Below are 16521 nucleotides of genomic sequence, written 5' to 3' on the forward strand. Positions count from 1 at the left end.
CAAGGGTACAGTCGAAAACACGCACTATGAAGTGTTCATGAAGCTCGTTTAGCAAGGGTACAGTCAAAATGCGTACTATGAAGTGTTCATGACTCTCGTTTAGCAAGGGTACAGTTGAAAACACGTACTATGAAGTGTTCATGACTCTCGTTTAGCAAGGGTATAGTCGAAAATGCGCACTATGAATCGTTCATGAAGCTCGATTTTATCCTCATTTTTTGATCATAAGCTTCGACTACTCCTCACGTTAAATCTCCCCTTAATACTTGCTATTCCTTTCATTCAGATTATGTTCAATTTAGAAGATTGCATTTTATCAATTAAAATTTATTCTCTCGTCTTTTTCATGTTAAAATAGAATACATGATTGCCTTTTTAATAGTTTGACAGTAATTTCGAAGTCTTAAATATATTCATAGAAGTTTATTTATAGATGAAAGTAGGTGATATCGTGGGCAAAGTCATTGCAATTGCAAACCAAAAAGGTGGAGTAGGAAAAACGACTACATCCGTGAACCTTGGTGCCTGTTTAGCATACATAGGAAAAAAGGTTTTGCTAGTAGATATTGACCCTCAAGGGAATGCGACAAGCGGGGTAGGAATAGAGAAAGCAGATGTTGATCAATGTATTTATGATGTGTTAGTAGATGATGTAGAAGCTGCGAAGGTTATTCGCCCAACTACAGTTGAGAATTTATATGCTATTCCTGCAACGATTCAACTAGCTGGAGCAGAAATTGAATTAGTGCCGACGATTTCAAGGGAAGTGCGTTTAAAACGTGCCTTAGAGGAAATTAAAGAGAACTTCGATTACATTATTATTGATTGTCCGCCATCTCTTGGCTTATTAACATTAAATTCCTTTACAGCATCTGATGCTGTCATCATTCCAGTTCAATGTGAATACTACGCCCTCGAGGGGCTAAGCCAGCTTTTGAACACAGTCCGCCTCGTTCAGAAGCATTTAAATCATGATTTAAAAATTGAAGGCGTGTTACTGACGATGCTGGATGCGAGAACAAATTTGGGCATTCAAGTTATCGAAGAGGTGAAAAAATATTTCCAGGATAAAGTGTATCAAACAATCATTCCTAGAAATATCCGCCTTAGTGAAGCGCCGAGTCATGGTGAACCTATTATTACTTATGATCCTAAATCACGTGGTGCAGAGGTGTATTTAGATTTAGCAAAGGAAGTGGTTTCGAATGGCTAAAGGTTTAGGGAAGGGGCTTAACGCTTTTTTTTCCAACATGGAGACCAAAGAGGAATCAGTTAGGGAAATCAATTTAAAAGAGCTGCGTCCTAATCCTTATCAACCTCGTAAAATATTTGAGAAGGAAGCAATTGAAGAGTTAACCCAGTCGATTCTAGAGCATGGTATTTTGCAGCCAATCATCGCACGGAAAAGCTTAAAGGGCTATGAAATTGTTGTAGGGGAAAGACGGTATCGCGCAGCAAAAGCGGCGAAATTAGAAACGGTTCCGGTAGTCGTTAGAGAATTGAATGAACAGCAGATGATGGAATTAGCTGTATTAGAAAATCTGCAGCGTGAGGATTTAACCCCAATTGAAGAAGGTGCTGCCTACCAGCTTCTAATGGAAAAATTGAAGATTACCCAAGAAGAACTAGCAAAGCGTCTTGGAAAAAGCCGGCCGCATATTGCAAACCATATTCGCTTACTCTCCTTGCCTCCAAAAATCCAGACACTGATCTCCGAAGGGAAAATCACCATGGGCCACGGCCGAGCCTTATTGGGGCTAAGAAGTAAAGAGAAGCTTATGGTGTTAGTTGAGAAAATCATTAAAGATAACTTAAATGTTCGGCAGTTAGAACAGTTAATTCAACAGCTCAATAATGTTTCACGTGAAACAAAACAGCCTGCACCTAAAAAGGATATTTTTATTAAAGAGCAAGAATCCTTCCTACGTGAGAGATTCGGAACAACGGTTAATATAAAACAAACAAATAATAAAGGAAAAATTGAGATAGAGTTCTTTTCCAAGGAAGATTTAGATCGGATTTTAGAACTGCTTGAAACAAGTAAATAATCTATTTTAAGCCATCATAGGATGGTTTATTTTTTTGGCTTTTGGAGATTTCTACTTATCTATTAACGAAATTTTGAAAAAATGATTGTCATCTATCTCTCGTTCATGGTAGTGTATCTTTAACTTCATTCGTATGTCGAAATTTAACTAGTAAGGTGAAAAAATGTTTCTACTTGGTACGCTTGTAAATGGATTATTGATTATTATTGGTACCCTTTTAGGGAAAATGCTTAATAAAATCCCTGAAAATATGAAAGGGACTGTCATGCATGCCATTGGACTGGCTGTCATGGTTTTGGGCCTTCAAATGGCCTTAAAGGGTGAGAATTTCCTAGTCGTTATTATCAGCCTTGTATTTGGGGCTGTTCTGGGTGAGTATTTTGCTTTGGAGAATAAGCTTAATGCACTTGGTGATTGGTTGGAAAGGAAAATTGGCTCTAATGGTCAGGGGAGTATTTCTCAAGGATTTGTCACGGCTACACTTATTTTTGTGATTGGTGCCATGGCCATTATTGGCGCATTGGACAGCGGGATTAGAGGCGATCATGATGTGCTTTACACAAAGTCGATAATTGATGGTTTTACTGCGTTGATTTTAACGACTACTCTTGGAATTGGCGTCCTGTTTTCGGCTATCCCTGTTGTAATTTACCAAGGACTAATTGCCCTATTTGCTACACAGATCGATCAATTTGTTCCGCCGATTCTTATGGATAGCTTTATTAAAGAAATGACAGCTACTGGAGGAATCATGATTTTTGCTATTGGTTTAAATCTTACCGGCATTATCAAAATTCGCGTAGCTAATTTACTTCCTGGAATTGCTGTAGTAGGGTTAATTGTGACGATTATTTATTTTTATCAATTATATTTTTAAAAAAGAAAAGGAGGGGAGCCTTATTATCCTCTCCTTATGTTATTTTCTCTTGTTCTGAATCAAATCTTGATATAGTTCGTTCTGGTTTGTAAAGTAAGTTTGCGTTGTAAATTCCGTTCGCAATGGTTTTGGCCATGTTCATCACAAGATGAAGTCTTGTATTCTGCAGGACAAAGAACTCCATAAAGCCGCTAACATTGACGATTCCTGTAATATGCATATGCCCTACCTCTGGAAGTTCTTTATTCACACCAGCACCAGGCTTCACAGGGCCCTCTCCAATCTGAATCACACCTACACTTTTTAAACGCCCTAAGCACGCATCAATGCCAATGATAAAAGGATTAAAGTGCTTTTTTTGAATTTCCGCCAGTTTGTCAGCCATATTTACAGCATGAATGGGATTTTCTAAAGTTCCGTACACGAAAAAGGAGGGCATTCTTTTTTCTTCAAGAAGTGTTCCGATGAGTGGACCTAATGAGTCCCCTGTTGATCGGTCAGTCCCGATACAGACAAATACAATAGGCCGGTTTCTGAAATTAGTTGGCAATAATTGGTTGATTTGCGAAGCTAACTGATGGGCGGCATTCGGTTCATCATGCACGATTCTTTCCGCATTTGCTTTTTTTTCAAAAAGCTGAGGTCTAAAATCCATTGGATCCACTCCTTTTTGTTGGGAACAGGGAAATTTTCTTTATGTATGTATACAGTTTTCACCTGCTATTCCACATCCACATTTTAGGTAGTAACAGTATACGGAAAATATTAGTAATCTATACATGGTGTTTAGTATGTGGGGAAATCGTGCTGTGAAGGGGTACAAAACTAAGAGAGAAATTGTTAAAATGAACTTGCTTTATCTCTTATGATTACTGGGTTATTCTAATCTATGATTGCTTGCCCTTAATAGATGCACTAAGCTTAAATAAAGTAAGTTTTTTGATACAAAAAAGCGAACCTCTATTTAAAGAAGGTGAAGGATTGGACCATATAAGGACATTTTTTAATAAAAAAATTGAAGTTTTATCAAATGAAGAAACTTGGATGGCAATCGGGAATGGGGCTCTTAAAATTTTATTTATTATTATTTTGACGGGTCTTTTTATTAAAATAGGAAAGGCTGTCATTTTAAAAATATTTAAACTTAGGACGCACAGTTCGCTTATTCGAATTTCAGAGCGGCGTGAGGCTACATTAGTAAAGCTATTAGTCAATATTCTTACATATGTGGCGTTTTTCTTTGCCTTAATGATGATTTTGGAAACGATGACCATCGATGTGAAGGCTTTATTAGCTGGTGCGGGAATTGTTGGATTGGCTATTGGATTTGGAGCACAAAATCTTGTTCGGGACATCATCACGGGATTCTTTATTATTTTTGAGGATCAATTTTCGGTAGGGGATTATATTCAGGTGGACCAGTTTATGGGGACCGTAGAGGAAATTGGACTAAGGACAACGAAAATTAAAAGTTGGACCGGGGAAATACATATATTGCCTAACGGAAGTATTAACCAGGTAACGAACTTTTCAATCAATAATAGTGTGGCTTTTGTGGATGTAAATATTGCTTATGAAAGTAATATCAATAAAGCAGAGAAGGTTCTGCAGGAGCTGCTGGAGAATCTGCCGGAAAAGTATGAGGATATGGTGAAGCCGCCTGAAATTCTTGGTGTGCAAACTTTAGATGTTTCCAATCTCACAATCAGAGTTACGTCTGAAACATTGCCTATGAGGCATTTCTATATCGCACGGCAATTAAGGAAGGAAATTAAGCAATGCTTAGAGGAGAATGGAATTGATGTGCCGTTCCCTCGCCTTGTCATGTATTCGCGAAATGAAGAAGAATTAAAGAAAACAAAAGACGGAATGGGGGGCTAATCGTGGAACAAAAGGAATTCAATTTAAATGATATTGTCGAAATGAAAAAGCAGCATCCATGTGGAACTAATCGCTGGAAAATTATTCGTATGGGAGCCGATATCCGGATAAAATGTGAAGGCTGTTCACACAGTGTATTAATCCCAAGAAGGGAATTTGCGAGAAAGATGAAGAAAATCCTTGTGAAGCATGAGGAATAAGTTCCGGCGGTTTGGTCGAGCACCTTGCGCTTTTCTTAGTTAATCTCTATAATTGTGAAGGAATTCATATACCGATTGTAAGTGATTTTCATAGATATTTTTTTATTTGAGGAGTGACTTGGATGGCTTTAACAGCAGGTATTGTAGGGTTGCCGAATGTCGGAAAGTCGACATTATTTAATGCGATTACCCAAGCGGGGGCAGAATCGGCGAACTACCCATTTTGTACGATTGATCCGAATGTAGGAATTGTAGAGGTTCCTGATTATCGCTTAAATAAATTAACAGAGCTTGTTCAGCCGAAGAAAACCGTTCCAACAACATTTGAATTTACGGATATTGCGGGAATTGTAAAAGGAGCGAGCAAAGGAGAAGGGCTAGGAAATAAATTTCTATCCCATATCCGTGAGGTAGAGGCCATTTGCCAGGTAGTCCGCTGCTTTGCGGATGATAATATTACTCACGTTGCCGGCAAGGTTGACCCGCTTTCTGACATTGAAACGATTAATCTGGAGTTAATTTTGGCGGACCTTGAATCTGTTGAAAAGCGGATTGCCAGAGTTGGAAAAATGGCGAAACAAAAAGATAAAGAATCTATGTTTGAAATGGAGATTCTTGAGAAATTAAAAGAGGCTTTCGAAGCGGACAAGCCTGCTCGAACAGTAGAATTTACAGAAGAGCAAATGAAGGTTGCTAAGGGACTGCATCTTTTAACCATTAAACCGGTTCTATATGTAGCCAATGTTGGGGAAGACGATGTGTCAGACCCGAATTCTAATGAATATGTCCAACAGGTAAAAGAATTTGCAAAAAATGATAATGCGGAAGTCATTGTCATTTGTGCCAAAATAGAATCAGAAATTGCTGAGCTAGAAGGAGAAGAAAAGGAAATGTTTCTTCAGGAGCTTGGAATTGAGGAATCCGGACTGGATCAATTAATTCGCTCCGCTTATCACCTTCTTGGACTAGCTACTTATTTCACAGCTGGTGTACAGGAAGTGCGTGCTTGGACATTCAAAAAAGGCATGAAAGCTCCACAATGTGCCGGGGTTATCCATTCTGACTTTGAAAGAGGCTTTATCCGTGCAGAAACGGTTTCCTATGATGATCTGTTAGCTGGAGGAAATATGGTTGCGGCACGTGAAGCTGGGAAGGTTCGCTTAGAAGGAAAAGAATATATTGTTCAAGACGGAGATGTTATCCACTTCCGTTTTAATGTATAAAAGGAAACACTGCAGAGTACGAATCTGCAGTGTTTTTTTAACGCCATTTTTAGCCTCATGAAGGGCGAGAATTACGAATATACCGAATTTATAGAAAATTTTACCTCTTTTTGCTATACTTTCAAAAGAAGATAGAACATAAGGGGAGTCTTTTACATGAATATAGCAAGGGTGATTTTGAAGAATGTACTGCTTTATGCTGTTATCATTGCGGGATTATTTCTCGTTGTCCTATTTCCAAGAAATCCAGTACTCTCTGTTAGTGGAAAGGCTTTAACGGTACAGATGGAATATCAATTCTCTTGGCAGGAGTACAAGAAAGATATTACGACATACATACAGCATATATGGGATAAAAAAAGCTTAGGGGGAACGAAGCATGAACGTTTGACGGTCGAGGATGAGCTTAGGCGGTTTGTGCCCAATAGTTTAAAGCTGCTTCTCCCTGCTTTTTTTCTTAGCCTATTAATAGGGATTGGGAAGGGAATCTTTGATTATCGCAATAGATCAAATAAGAAGAGAATCATTGGCCATGGGTTCACATGGCTTTTGCAATCGATACCTGATTTCTTCCTTGTCATAAGTATTCAATGGCTCGTTATATTTACCTTTCCAACGTTGCGCCTTTTTAGTCAGACGAATTGGTATGGATTTATTGTGCCAGCCATTCTAATTTCCATTTACCCAATGATGTATATGGCTAGAATCACTTCAGATGCTTTAGCTAATGAAGAAGGCCAGTATTATATCCAAGTGGCACAGTCAAAGGGATTTCCGATGTCAAAGGTCATTAATAAACATATGTTTCGCAATGCTTTGAAAACGGTTATTAATCATATGACCTCACTCATGATTCACTTATTGTCTAGTTTAATCATTGTTGAATATTTAATTGGATATGAAGGGATGGCCTATCGATTAATTACAGCCCTTGGTTTCGGCTTAGGCTTTCACATGGGAGCTTTTCGAAACTTCGAACCGGGTATGATTATTGGAATCAGTTTATGTTTTCTCCTATTTGTCATAATTGCACAAGTCCTTGGATTTATCATTAAGAGAAGTTTACGGATTCCTTAAAGGGGAGATATATTTGCGTAACTATTATTTAATTATAGGACTAATCATGGCTAGTGTATTGGCCTTTTTTACCATTTTTGGCCCTTCTCTTTCGTTTGTGGATTCGGATTTAAAGGGGGAAAGGGTGATCTTCCCAGGGCCAGGGAAAATTTCTGTAGCTCCTTTTCCCCCCTCTGACATGTTCCCTCTTGGATCTGATCGGGAGGGGCGAGATTTATTAAGTCTATTAATCATGGGGGCAAAAGATACGTTTATTCTCATATTTAGCATTGTGATCCTAAGGTATATATTTGCTATTCCGTTAGGGCTTCTTGGAATGAGGAATAGAGGGGTTATTTCATGGCTTAATAAATGGTGGAATCAGCTATTTTCCAGCTTTCCAGTCCTTTTTACAGCCGCTTTAGTTCTAACATTGCCATTTCTTCTTTTTCATGAGCATAGATACTATTGGACAATTGTCATTATTGCCTTAATTGAAGTAGGAAGAGTTAGCTTTATTATTCAGCAGGAGGCTTATGGTCTATCTCAAAAACCATTTATTGAAGCAGGGATAACGATCGGAGTTGATCCAATAAAAATGTTAGTTTTACACTATTTTCCTAACCTTTTTCCAAGTATTATTGTTAACTTTTTTATCGATGCAGGAAGGGTGGCCATCCTAATTGGGCAACTTGCCATTATCAATGTATTTCTTACACAGGACATTGTGCAAGTTACATATGGGTATAGTGAGCTGTTCAATACAAGTCTGGATTGGGCAACTCTTATTCGGGAGGCACGGAAGGATGTAATACGGGCGTTTTGGATTCCGTTCTTTCCGATGCTGGCTATTGTGATTTCCACGCTCACATTTAATATTTTGGGAGAAGGAATTAGGCAGCATTTTAATCGGCATATCCAGTAGGGTATGAATGGAAGAGCCTCAGTATTAAAACAATCCGAGATACATAGTGAAGAAGAAGCAGGGGGATAAAAAACCAAACGATAAAGATGAAGCCCATAAATCAAATATTCCTTTATAGAGGTCTAGTCCATTGCAAAAGCTGATATTTTGTGCTATACTTTCATCTTGTGAGTAATGAATAATTGCTCCTTGCCCTTTAGAAAGGGCCGCTTAGACCAAAAGGAGGTGTAAAAGTGATGAGAAAGTACGAAATTATGTACATCATCCGCCCAAACATTGAAGATGAAGCTAAAAAAGCTCTAGTTGAGCGTTTTAACGGAATCTTAACTGAAAATGGTGCGGAGTTAACTGAAGCAAAGGATTGGGGTAAGCGCCGTCTAGCTTACGAAATCAATGATTTCCGTGATGGCTTCTACCAATTAATCCATGTTAACGCTGAAGCTCCAGCTATTGACGAGTTCTCTCGTTTAGCGAAAATCAGCGAAGACATTATCCGTCATATCGTTGTTAAAAATGAGAAATAATAGATAAATTGTAACCTCCAAAATGTTCCATGTGAAACATTTGGAAGAAAGGAGTTGATTCTGATGATGAACCGTGTTGTTCTTGTTGGACGTTTGACAAAGGATCCTGATTTACGATATACCCCAAATGGTGTAGCGGTTGCTTCATTCACTCTTGCTGTAAACCGTACGTTTACGAATCAACAAGGTGAAAGAGAAGCTGACTTCATCAACTGTGTTATTTGGAGAAAAGCTGCTGAAAACGTGGCGAACTTCTTGAAAAAGGGCAGTCTTGCCGGAGTAGATGGAAGAATTCAAACTCGCAGCTTTGATGGTCAGGATGGAAAGCGTGTATATATTACAGAGGTATTGGCTGAAAGTGTTCAATTCCTTGAGCCTCGGAATAGCTCCAGAGGCGAAAATGCTAATTATGGCGCACCTAGAGAACAGGATTTCCCATTTGGAAATAACAACAATCAGAATCAACAACCACAAAACAACAGAAATAATCAAGGCTATACGCGGGTAGATAACGATCCATTTGCAAATGACGGTGGACAAATCGACATATCAGATGACGATCTGCCATTCTAACTTGATTATTGAACGACTAAATAAAAAAAAGGAGGGAAATGACCATGGCTATGGGAGGACGTAGAGGAGGACGTGCAAAACGTCGTAAAGTTTGTTTCTTTACAGCAAACGGAATCACTCACATCGATTACAAAGATGTAGATCTTCTTAAAAAGTTCATTTCTGAGCGCGGTAAAATTTTACCACGTCGTGTAACTGGTACAAACGCTAAATACCAACGTAAATTAACTGTTGCGATTAAGCGTGCACGCCAAATGGCATTACTGCCATACGTTGCAGGTGAATAATAGATAATAAAGCACAACAAGGGGCAACCTGTTGTGCTTTTTTTATTACAATGATAGGCGAACATTTCTCAAGTTTGAGAACTGTCTAGCTCCACAAGGAGCGCTTCGGCATCATAATCATCGCACGAGTAGAAGCGTTTGCTATTAGGAGGAGCGCCTACCACCGATGACAGGACATCCCGCCCTTCCTAGTTGAATATGACTAAAATACTAGCTAAAATAGAATTTATGGTGTCCCGTTAAAAAGAGGTGTAAAAATGAAAAATGTACATAAGCTGACTGAAGGGGCTGTTTTATTAGCAGCCTATGCCGTTCTCATATTAATAACGATGTATATTCCGATACTTGGTGTCGTCAGCAATCTATTTTTGGCAGTGCCCTTTATTCTGTTTGGGGCGAAAAACACACGCATGTTTGCGTTTGTTTTCTTTATTGCTGCTGTTCTAATCTCCCTGATTGTAGGAACGCTGCTTGCGGTTCCTCTTACGCTCACCTATGGCTTGACAGGCATCGTAATCGGGCAATTGATTAAGGAGAGGAAAAGCAGGACCGTTTCCTATTTAGCTGCTTCATTAGTATTTCTCGCAACGGTATTAATCCAATATGCAGTTGCAGTCGTTTTCTTCAAAATTAACTTTATAAAGGAATCTATTAGTGTGCTAAGGGAATCTATTGATGAGTCGCGAAGCATGCTAGAAACGATCGGGCAAGGATCAAGTGAGAAAATAATCGAGCAGTTTGAAGCATCGTTAAATTTGCTTGATACTCTAACACCAAGTTTATTTGTATTAATTGCCCTATTTGGGGTTTTATTAATAGAACTAGTCTCATTTCCAATCGTTAAACGTTTTGGAGTAGAGATAGAACGCTGGAAGGCCTTTAGAGAGATTGTTCTGCCAAAAAGTATTCTATGGTATTATTTATTAACGATGTTGGCCTCATTTGCCCTAAATCCTGAAGAAGGCACCTATTGGTATATGGCGTTAATGAATATTGGATTTCTGCTTCAAATGTTTATGGTCCTTCAAGGATTATCGCTTATTTCTTATTTTTGTCATAAAAAGGGCATTTCAAAGGCTGTCCCTATTTTTGCGGTGGTCTTTACATTCATCATTCCAATTTTCCTTTCTATTGTAAGGATATTAGGTATAATTGACTTAGGGTTTGATTTAAGAAAAAGATTAGAAAAGAGTAAATAAATGTATGTCCAAAAGGATGAATCTATCTCCTGAATAAGACATGCTCTAAACACTGCTGTTTAGGAGCTGAAAACATGCCGTCATATTTAGAAAAGCGCTCCATTCGCTATCCAATCTATGGATTGATGGGCATAACAGTGGTGCTTCTTATTATATTAGCGTATTATAACTGGATTTTTGGCCTGATCGGACTTCTTCTTGTTGTTCTTCCCTTCTATTACCTATTTAAAATCATTTATTTACAGAGGAAGGAAACAGAAGAATACATATCTACTTTATCCTACCGGGTAAAAAAGGTTGGCGAAGAGGCCTTAATGGAGATGCCAATTGGGATTATGCTCATTAATGATGATTATTACGTTGAATGGACCAATCCTTTTCTGGCTTCATGCTTTGATGAAGATACGTTAGTAGGAAGATCGCTTTATGATGTTGCAGATTTCCTAGTCCCATTAATCAAACAGGAAGTGGAAACAGAAGTGATTACGCTTCATGACCGTAAGCTTCGTGTTATTCTGAAATTGGAAGAGCGACTGCTTTACTTTTTTGATGTAACAGAACAAACAGAAATTGAAAAATTGTATCAAGAAGAAAGAACCGTTATTTCTATTATCTTTTTAGATAATTATGATGAACTGACCCAAGGGATGGAAGATCAGGCGAGAAGCAGCCTTAACAATATTGTGACCTCCATTTTGAACAAATGGGCAACAGATAATGGGGTTTTCTTAAAAAGGGTATCCTCTGATCGATTTATTGCTGTCTTTAATGAACAAATACTTCAGTACCTTGAAAAAGGGAAATTCTCGATTCTAGATGATATTAGAGAAATAACGGCAAAGAGAAACCTTCCTCTAACATTAAGTATCGGAGTTGGAACGGGTGTCTCATCCTTGCCTGAATTGGGTGTTCTTGCTCAATCAAGTCTCGACTTAGCTCTTGGGCGCGGCGGAGATCAAGTGGCCATTAAGCAGACAAACGGAAAAGTTAAGTTCTACGGCGGGAAAACGAATCCTGTTGAAAAGCGAACAAGGGTCCGTGCGCGTGTCATTGCCCATGCTCTGAAGGAGTTGATCACTGAGAGTGATAAGGTGATTATTATGGGGCATAAAAATCCTGATATGGATGCAATCGGAGCGGCCATTGGCATTCGAAAAATTGCCCAGATGAATCAGCGTGAGGGGTATATCGTCATTAATCCTCAAGATATTGACACCGGAATTCAAAGACTTATGACAGAAATCAAAAAAACTGAATCATTGTATTCCAAATTTATTACCCCGGCACAGGCATTAGAAATGGCAACAGACGACACGCTGTTGGTGATTGTCGATACTCATAAGCCTTCGATGGTTATTGAGGATAAGCTCATTCAAAAAATAGACCATGTTGTCGTCATCGATCACCATCGCCGGGCAGAAGAGTTCATTCATAATCCGCTGCTTGTTTATATGGAGCCTTATGCTTCATCGACTGCTGAGCTAGTGACCGAGCTCCTCGAGTACCAGCCGAAGTATGGAAAGATCGATATGCTTGAGGCAACTGCCTTACTAGCTGGAATTACTGTTGATACGAAGAGCTTCAGTCTAAGGACTGGTTCAAGAACCTTTGATGCGGCCTCCTATTTGCGTTCTCAGGGAGCTGACACCGTTCTCGTGCAGAAGTTCCTTAAAGAAGATGTTAAGACTTATATTAAACGGGCAAAATTAATCGAAAATGTGTATTTTTATCGTGAAGGCATTGCGATTGCAAAGGGACAGCCTGATGAGGAAATTCATCAAGTGTTAATTGCACAGACAGCGGACACATTGCTGACGATGGACGGCGTACTTGCTTCCTTTGTTATTTCGAAGCGATCTGAAAATACAGTCGGAGTAAGCGCAAGATCTCTAGGGGATATCAATGTTCAAGTCATCATGGAAAGCCTAGATGGCGGAGGGCACTTAACGAATGCGGCAACTCAGCTGACAGATCATTCTCTAGATGAAGTAGAAGAACGTTTACTTGCCGCCATTGATGAATATATGGAAGGGAGAAAAAAGGAATGAAAGTCATATTTTTAAAGGATGTTAAAGGAAAAGGAAAAAAAGGGGAAGTCAAAAATGTTGCGGACGGATACGCACAAAACTTCTTGATTAAACAGGGCCTAGCTGTTGAGGCAGTCCAAGCAAATATTAGCACATTAAATGCTCAAAAGAAGAAAGAAGAAAAGTTAGCGGCAGAAGAACTGGCTGATGCCAAAAAGTTGAAGGAAACAATGGATAAAATTACATTGGAATTCTCGACAAAAGCGGGCGAAGGCGGTCGACTATTCGGCTCGATTACGAGTAAGCAAATTGCAGAAGAATTGCAGAAGGCTCACAATATCAAAATTGACAAGCGCAAAATTGAGCTGCCAGATGCCATTCGTTCATTAGGCTATACGAAGGTTCCTGTTAAACTTCATACAGAAGTGACATCCACTTTGAATGTCCATGTAAAAGAAGTAAACTAAATTTGGAAGTTCCATTAGCTCATAAACATGATAAAATAGAAGAGTTGAAAAAAATGTGATCGGTTCTGCTGGTCACATTTTTTCTAAGCTTTTAGCCATTTTTAATTATTTTTTTTACTGTAATCGTTATTTAATTTTCATATTCCTCTGGACAATATTAAAGGAGGTTTTTATAGATGAATGAATTAGTTGCAGATCGTCTTCCACCCCAAAATATTGAAGCGGAGCAGGCGGTTCTAGGGGCTATTTTTCTCGAGCCATCTTCCCTTACTTTAGCTTCTGAAATTTTGATTCCTGAGGACTTTTACCGTGCAGCCCACCAAAAGATTTTCAATGTGATGTTAAAGCTAAGCGATCAGGGAAAAGCAGTTGACTTAATTACCGTGACGGAAGAGCTTGCAGCAGCAAAGTTGATCGAGGATACAGGTGGAGTCAGCTATTTAAGTGAGCTTGCGGGATCTGTTCCGACAGCAGCTAATATTGAGTATTACGCAAAGATTGTTGAGGAGAAATCCCTTCTCCGCAGACTAATTCGTACGGCAACTGGCATTGCTCAGGATGGCTATACCCGTGAGGATGAGGTTGAGGTCCTACTAGGGGAAGCGGAAAAGAATATTCTAGAAGTAGCTCAACGGAAAAATGCAGGTGCCTTTCATAATATTAAGGATGTTCTTGTTCGCACATACGATAATATTGAAGTCATGCATAACCGGAAGGGCGACATTACAGGGCTTGAGACTGGTTTCGCCGAGCTTGATAAAATGACGGCTGGATTTCAGCGCAACGATTTGATTATTGTTGGGGCACGTCCTTCCGTTGGGAAAACGGCATTTGCCTTAAATGTTGCGCAAAATGTAGCAACTAAAACAGGGGAAAATATAGCGATTTTTAGCCTTGAGATGGGTGCCGAGCAGCTCGCCATGCGTATGCTCTGTGCAGAGGGAAATATTGACGCACAAAGACTGCGTACAGGCTCCTTGACGGATGAAGACTGGGGCAAGCTGACGATGGCGATGGGAAGCTTGTCGAATGCAGGGATATTTATCGATGATACACCTGGTGTGCGGATTACAGATATTCGTTCCAAATGCCGCCGTCTGAAGCAGGAGCATGGCCTTGGGATGATCTTAATTGATTACTTGCAGCTCATTCTCGGTAGCGGACGCTCTGGGGAAAACCGCCAGCAAGAAGTTTCGGAAATTTCCCGATCATTGAAAGGGTTAGCACGTGAATTACAAGTTCCTGTTATTGCTCTATCCCAGCTTTCCCGTGGAGTGGAGCAGCGTCAAGATAAAAGACCAATGATGTCTGATATCCGTGAATCAGGGAGTATCGAGCAGGATGCGGATATCGTCGCATTCCTTTACCGTGATGATTATTATGACAAGGAATCAGAGAATAAAAATATCATTGAGATCATCATCGCGAAGCAGCGTAATGGTCCAACAGGTACTGTGTCGCTTGCCTTTGTGAAAGAGTATAATAAATTCGTAAACTTAGAGAGAAGATATGATGATCCTCCTGGTGCTTAAAAAATTCATATAATTATAGTGGAAGATCCAGTTTTTATAGCTGGTTCTTTTTTATTTTCCTATTTTCATATAAATACGAACATATTTCAATACTTTAATAGAATAGTTCGTGTTTTGTTGACTTTTCCGTAAAATGATTGCTAAAATGGTGTTGTTCAAATGGAAATCAATCGTGATTGATAAATCCGGAGGTGCTTGTAAAAATGTCATCAGTTGTCGTTGTTGGAACACAGTGGGGAGATGAGGGAAAAGGCAAAATTACCGATTTCTTATCTGAAAATGCTGAAGTCATTGCTCGATATCAAGGTGGAAACAATGCGGGCCATACGATTAAATTTAACGGGGAAACGTATAAACTGCATTTGATTCCCTCAGGGATTTTCTATCGTGAAAAGATCAGTGTGATCGGTAATGGGATGGTGGTTGACCCTAAAGCACTTATTAAGGAGATTGCCTATCTGCACGAAAAAGGAGTAGCAACTGATAACCTCCGCATAAGCAACCGTGCCCATGTCATTCTCCCATATCATCTTAAATTGGATGAAGTGGAGGAAGAGAGAAAAGGGGCGAATAAAATTGGAACAACGAAAAAGGGAATTGGCCCTGCCTATATGGATAAAGCAGCGAGGATTGGCATCCGTATCGCTGACTTATTGGATAAGGAAGTTTTTGAAGAAAAGCTTGCACGCAATCTGGAAGAAAAAAATCGTTTATTGGAACGTATTTATGATACACAGGGTTTTACAATAGAAGAAATTTTAGATGAATATTATGAATATGGACAGCAGATCAGACATTATGTTTGTGATACATCAGTTGTACTTAATGATGCCCTTGATGAGGGGCGCAGAGTTCTCTTTGAAGGGGCACAAGGGGTCATGCTCGATATTGACCAGGGAACTTACCCATTTGTTACCTCTTCTAACCCTGTCGCCGGGGGAGTAACCATTGGTTCAGGTGTAGGTCCTTCCAAGATTAAACATGTTGTAGGTGTATGTAAAGCATATACAACTCGAGTGGGGGACGGTCCATTTCCAACAGAGCTTGATAATGAAATTGGCCATCAAATACGGGAGGTAGGCCGGGAATATGGAACAACGACAGGCCGTCCGCGCCGTGTCGGCTGGTTCGATAGTGTAGTTGTCCGCCATGCACGCCGTGTGAGCGGGCTTACAGATCTGTCATTGAATTCCGTAGATGTATTAACTGGAATTGAAACTTTAAAAATTTGTGTAGCCTACCGCTATAAAGGGGAAGTGATAGAGGAATTCCCTGCAAGCTTAAAGGTGCTAGCAGAATGTGAACCTGTTTATGAGGAACTACCGGGCTGGAAAGAGGATATTACTGGCTGTAGAACATTAGATGAGCTACCCGCCAATGCACGGCACTACATTGAGCGCGTTTCACAAGTGACTGGAATTCCGTTATCGATCTTCTCAGTAGGCCCTGATCGCACACAAACTAATGTAGTAAGAAGCCCTTGGCGGCAAAACTAATAGCTATGAATATAAAAATCAGGATTTTTTAAAGGGAATGGTTAGGGCGCTGTCAAATAAGTCCGTAAAATTAAGCAAGTAGAAAAATTTATTACAACGGTGGTCATCAGCTTCCCACTCTCAATGTAAATTTACACAAAGAGGTCATCAATAGGCAAAGGGCATCCGATAAGCCGGCTTTTGGCTATTAGATGCCTTTTTTTGTC

Annotated in this window: 17 protein-coding genes; 16 read left to right on the forward strand and 1 reads right to left on the reverse strand. The window is 39.5% G+C overall.

Going from position 1 to position 16521, the window contains the following annotated elements:
- The first annotated feature begins 451 nt into the window (after positions 1 to 451).
- The 3 genes from V7122_RS18540 (at position 452) to V7122_RS18550 (ending at position 2925) form a co-directional block, all read left to right on the forward strand.
- On the forward strand, positions 452 to 1213 hold the full coding sequence (locus V7122_RS18540; protein ID WP_335345081.1) for a ParA family protein: 762 nt from the start codon (positions 452 to 454) through the stop codon (positions 1211 to 1213).
- Complete coding sequence (locus V7122_RS18545; RefSeq protein WP_335345077.1) at positions 1206 to 2048, forward strand: ParB/RepB/Spo0J family partition protein; 843 nt, start codon at positions 1206 to 1208, stop codon at positions 2046 to 2048. Before V7122_RS18540 ends, V7122_RS18545 begins: the two co-directional genes overlap by 8 nt.
- Before the next feature lie 163 nt (positions 2049 to 2211).
- Complete coding sequence (locus V7122_RS18550; protein ID WP_335485226.1) at positions 2212 to 2925, forward strand: DUF554 domain-containing protein; 714 nt, start codon at positions 2212 to 2214, stop codon at positions 2923 to 2925.
- Between the two features lie 34 nt (positions 2926 to 2959).
- On the opposite strand, the gene yyaC is transcribed toward V7122_RS18550, so the two are convergent.
- On the reverse strand, positions 2960 to 3580 hold the full coding sequence (gene yyaC / locus V7122_RS18555; protein WP_335528157.1) for a spore protease YyaC: 621 nt from the start codon (positions 3578 to 3580) through the stop codon (positions 2960 to 2962).
- A gap of 326 nt (positions 3581 to 3906) precedes the next feature.
- On the opposite strand from yyaC, the gene V7122_RS18560 reads away from it, so the two are divergent.
- The 13 genes from V7122_RS18560 (at position 3907) to V7122_RS18620 (ending at position 16315) form a co-directional block, all read left to right on the forward strand.
- The gene (locus V7122_RS18560) at positions 3907 to 4806 is read left to right on the forward strand and encodes a mechanosensitive ion channel family protein (protein ID WP_438823990.1); all 900 of its coding nucleotides are present in this window, start codon (positions 3907 to 3909) and stop codon (positions 4804 to 4806) included.
- A gap of 2 nt (positions 4807 to 4808) precedes the next feature.
- Positions 4809 to 5006: a DUF951 domain-containing protein gene (locus tag V7122_RS18565; protein WP_335345074.1), complete on the forward strand. Its 198-nt coding sequence runs from the start codon at positions 4809 to 4811 to the stop codon at positions 5004 to 5006.
- 122 nt (positions 5007 to 5128) lie between these two features.
- Positions 5129 to 6229 carry a redox-regulated ATPase YchF gene (gene ychF / locus V7122_RS18570; protein WP_335345073.1) on the forward strand — a complete coding sequence of 367 codons (1101 nt, stop codon included), beginning with the start codon at positions 5129 to 5131 and terminating at the stop codon, positions 6227 to 6229.
- A gap of 156 nt (positions 6230 to 6385) precedes the next feature.
- Positions 6386 to 7306, forward strand: a complete 921-nt coding sequence (locus tag V7122_RS18575) for an ABC transporter permease subunit (RefSeq protein ID WP_335485228.1) — start codon at positions 6386 to 6388, stop codon at positions 7304 to 7306.
- Positions 7307 to 7319: 13 nt separating this feature from the next.
- Complete coding sequence (locus tag V7122_RS18580) at positions 7320 to 8210, forward strand: ABC transporter permease (RefSeq protein WP_335528159.1); 891 nt, start codon at positions 7320 to 7322, stop codon at positions 8208 to 8210.
- Between the two features lie 236 nt (positions 8211 to 8446).
- On the forward strand, positions 8447 to 8734 hold the full coding sequence (gene rpsF, locus V7122_RS18585) for a 30S ribosomal protein S6 (RefSeq protein ID WP_335345079.1): 288 nt from the start codon (positions 8447 to 8449) through the stop codon (positions 8732 to 8734).
- Positions 8735 to 8797: 63 nt separating this feature from the next.
- Positions 8798 to 9307 (forward strand): single-stranded DNA-binding protein, encoded by a 510-nt coding sequence (gene ssb, locus V7122_RS18590; protein WP_335345070.1) that lies wholly within the window; start codon positions 8798 to 8800, stop codon positions 9305 to 9307.
- Between the two features lie 50 nt (positions 9308 to 9357).
- The gene (rpsR, locus tag V7122_RS18595) at positions 9358 to 9594 is read left to right on the forward strand and encodes a 30S ribosomal protein S18 (RefSeq protein WP_221847803.1); all 237 of its coding nucleotides are present in this window, start codon (positions 9358 to 9360) and stop codon (positions 9592 to 9594) included.
- A 257-nt stretch (positions 9595 to 9851) separates the two neighbouring features.
- Entirely contained in the window at positions 9852 to 10793 is a 942-nt protein-coding gene (locus V7122_RS18600) for a YybS family protein (protein ID WP_335528162.1), read from the forward strand.
- Positions 10794 to 10867: 74 nt separating this feature from the next.
- On the forward strand, positions 10868 to 12841 hold the full coding sequence (locus V7122_RS18605) for a DHH family phosphoesterase (protein ID WP_335528165.1): 1974 nt from the start codon (positions 10868 to 10870) through the stop codon (positions 12839 to 12841).
- Positions 12838 to 13287 carry a 50S ribosomal protein L9 gene (rplI, locus tag V7122_RS18610; protein WP_335528168.1) on the forward strand — a complete coding sequence of 150 codons (450 nt, stop codon included), beginning with the start codon at positions 12838 to 12840 and terminating at the stop codon, positions 13285 to 13287. The genes V7122_RS18605 and rplI overlap by 4 nt, the downstream gene beginning before the upstream one ends.
- A gap of 176 nt (positions 13288 to 13463) precedes the next feature.
- Entirely contained in the window at positions 13464 to 14819 is a 1356-nt protein-coding gene (dnaB, locus tag V7122_RS18615; RefSeq protein ID WP_066296068.1) for a replicative DNA helicase, read from the forward strand.
- Positions 14820 to 15022: 203 nt separating this feature from the next.
- Positions 15023 to 16315, forward strand: coding sequence for an adenylosuccinate synthase (locus V7122_RS18620; RefSeq protein ID WP_335528171.1), 1293 nt, complete (start codon positions 15023 to 15025; stop codon positions 16313 to 16315).
- Positions 16316 to 16521 lie beyond the last annotated feature (206 nt).

The organism is Bacillus sp. JJ1532, assembly GCF_036965085.1.
Lineage (GTDB): Bacteria > Bacillota > Bacilli > Bacillales > Cytobacillaceae > Cytobacillus.

Excerpts from the sequence above, each read along its gene's own strand:
- V7122_RS18605 (WP_335528165.1), top strand. The coding sequence starts at position 10,868 with ATGCCGTCATATTTAGAAAAGCGCTCCATTCGCTATCCAATCTATGGA.
- rplI (WP_335528168.1), top strand. The coding sequence starts at position 12,838 with ATGAAAGTCATATTTTTAAAGGATGTTAAAGGAAAAGGAAAAAAAGGG.
- rpsR (WP_221847803.1), top strand. The coding sequence starts at position 9,358 with ATGGGAGGACGTAGAGGAGGACGTGCAAAACGTCGTAAAGTTTGTTTC.
- dnaB (WP_066296068.1), top strand. The coding sequence starts at position 13,464 with ATGAATGAATTAGTTGCAGATCGTCTTCCACCCCAAAATATTGAAGCG.
- rpsF (WP_335345079.1), top strand. The coding sequence starts at position 8,447 with ATGAGAAAGTACGAAATTATGTACATCATCCGCCCAAACATTGAAGAT.
- yyaC (WP_335528157.1), bottom strand. The coding sequence starts at position 3,580 with ATGGATTTTAGACCTCAGCTTTTTGAAAAAAAAGCAAATGCGGAAAGA.
- V7122_RS18545 (WP_335345077.1), top strand. The coding sequence starts at position 1,206 with ATGGCTAAAGGTTTAGGGAAGGGGCTTAACGCTTTTTTTTCCAACATG.
- ssb (WP_335345070.1), top strand. The coding sequence starts at position 8,798 with ATGATGAACCGTGTTGTTCTTGTTGGACGTTTGACAAAGGATCCTGAT.
- V7122_RS18550 (WP_335485226.1), top strand. The coding sequence starts at position 2,212 with ATGTTTCTACTTGGTACGCTTGTAAATGGATTATTGATTATTATTGGT.
- V7122_RS18620 (WP_335528171.1), top strand. The coding sequence starts at position 15,023 with ATGTCATCAGTTGTCGTTGTTGGAACACAGTGGGGAGATGAGGGAAAA.
- V7122_RS18575 (WP_335485228.1), top strand. The coding sequence starts at position 6,386 with ATGAATATAGCAAGGGTGATTTTGAAGAATGTACTGCTTTATGCTGTT.
- V7122_RS18600 (WP_335528162.1), top strand. The coding sequence starts at position 9,852 with ATGAAAAATGTACATAAGCTGACTGAAGGGGCTGTTTTATTAGCAGCC.
- ychF (WP_335345073.1), top strand. The coding sequence starts at position 5,129 with ATGGCTTTAACAGCAGGTATTGTAGGGTTGCCGAATGTCGGAAAGTCG.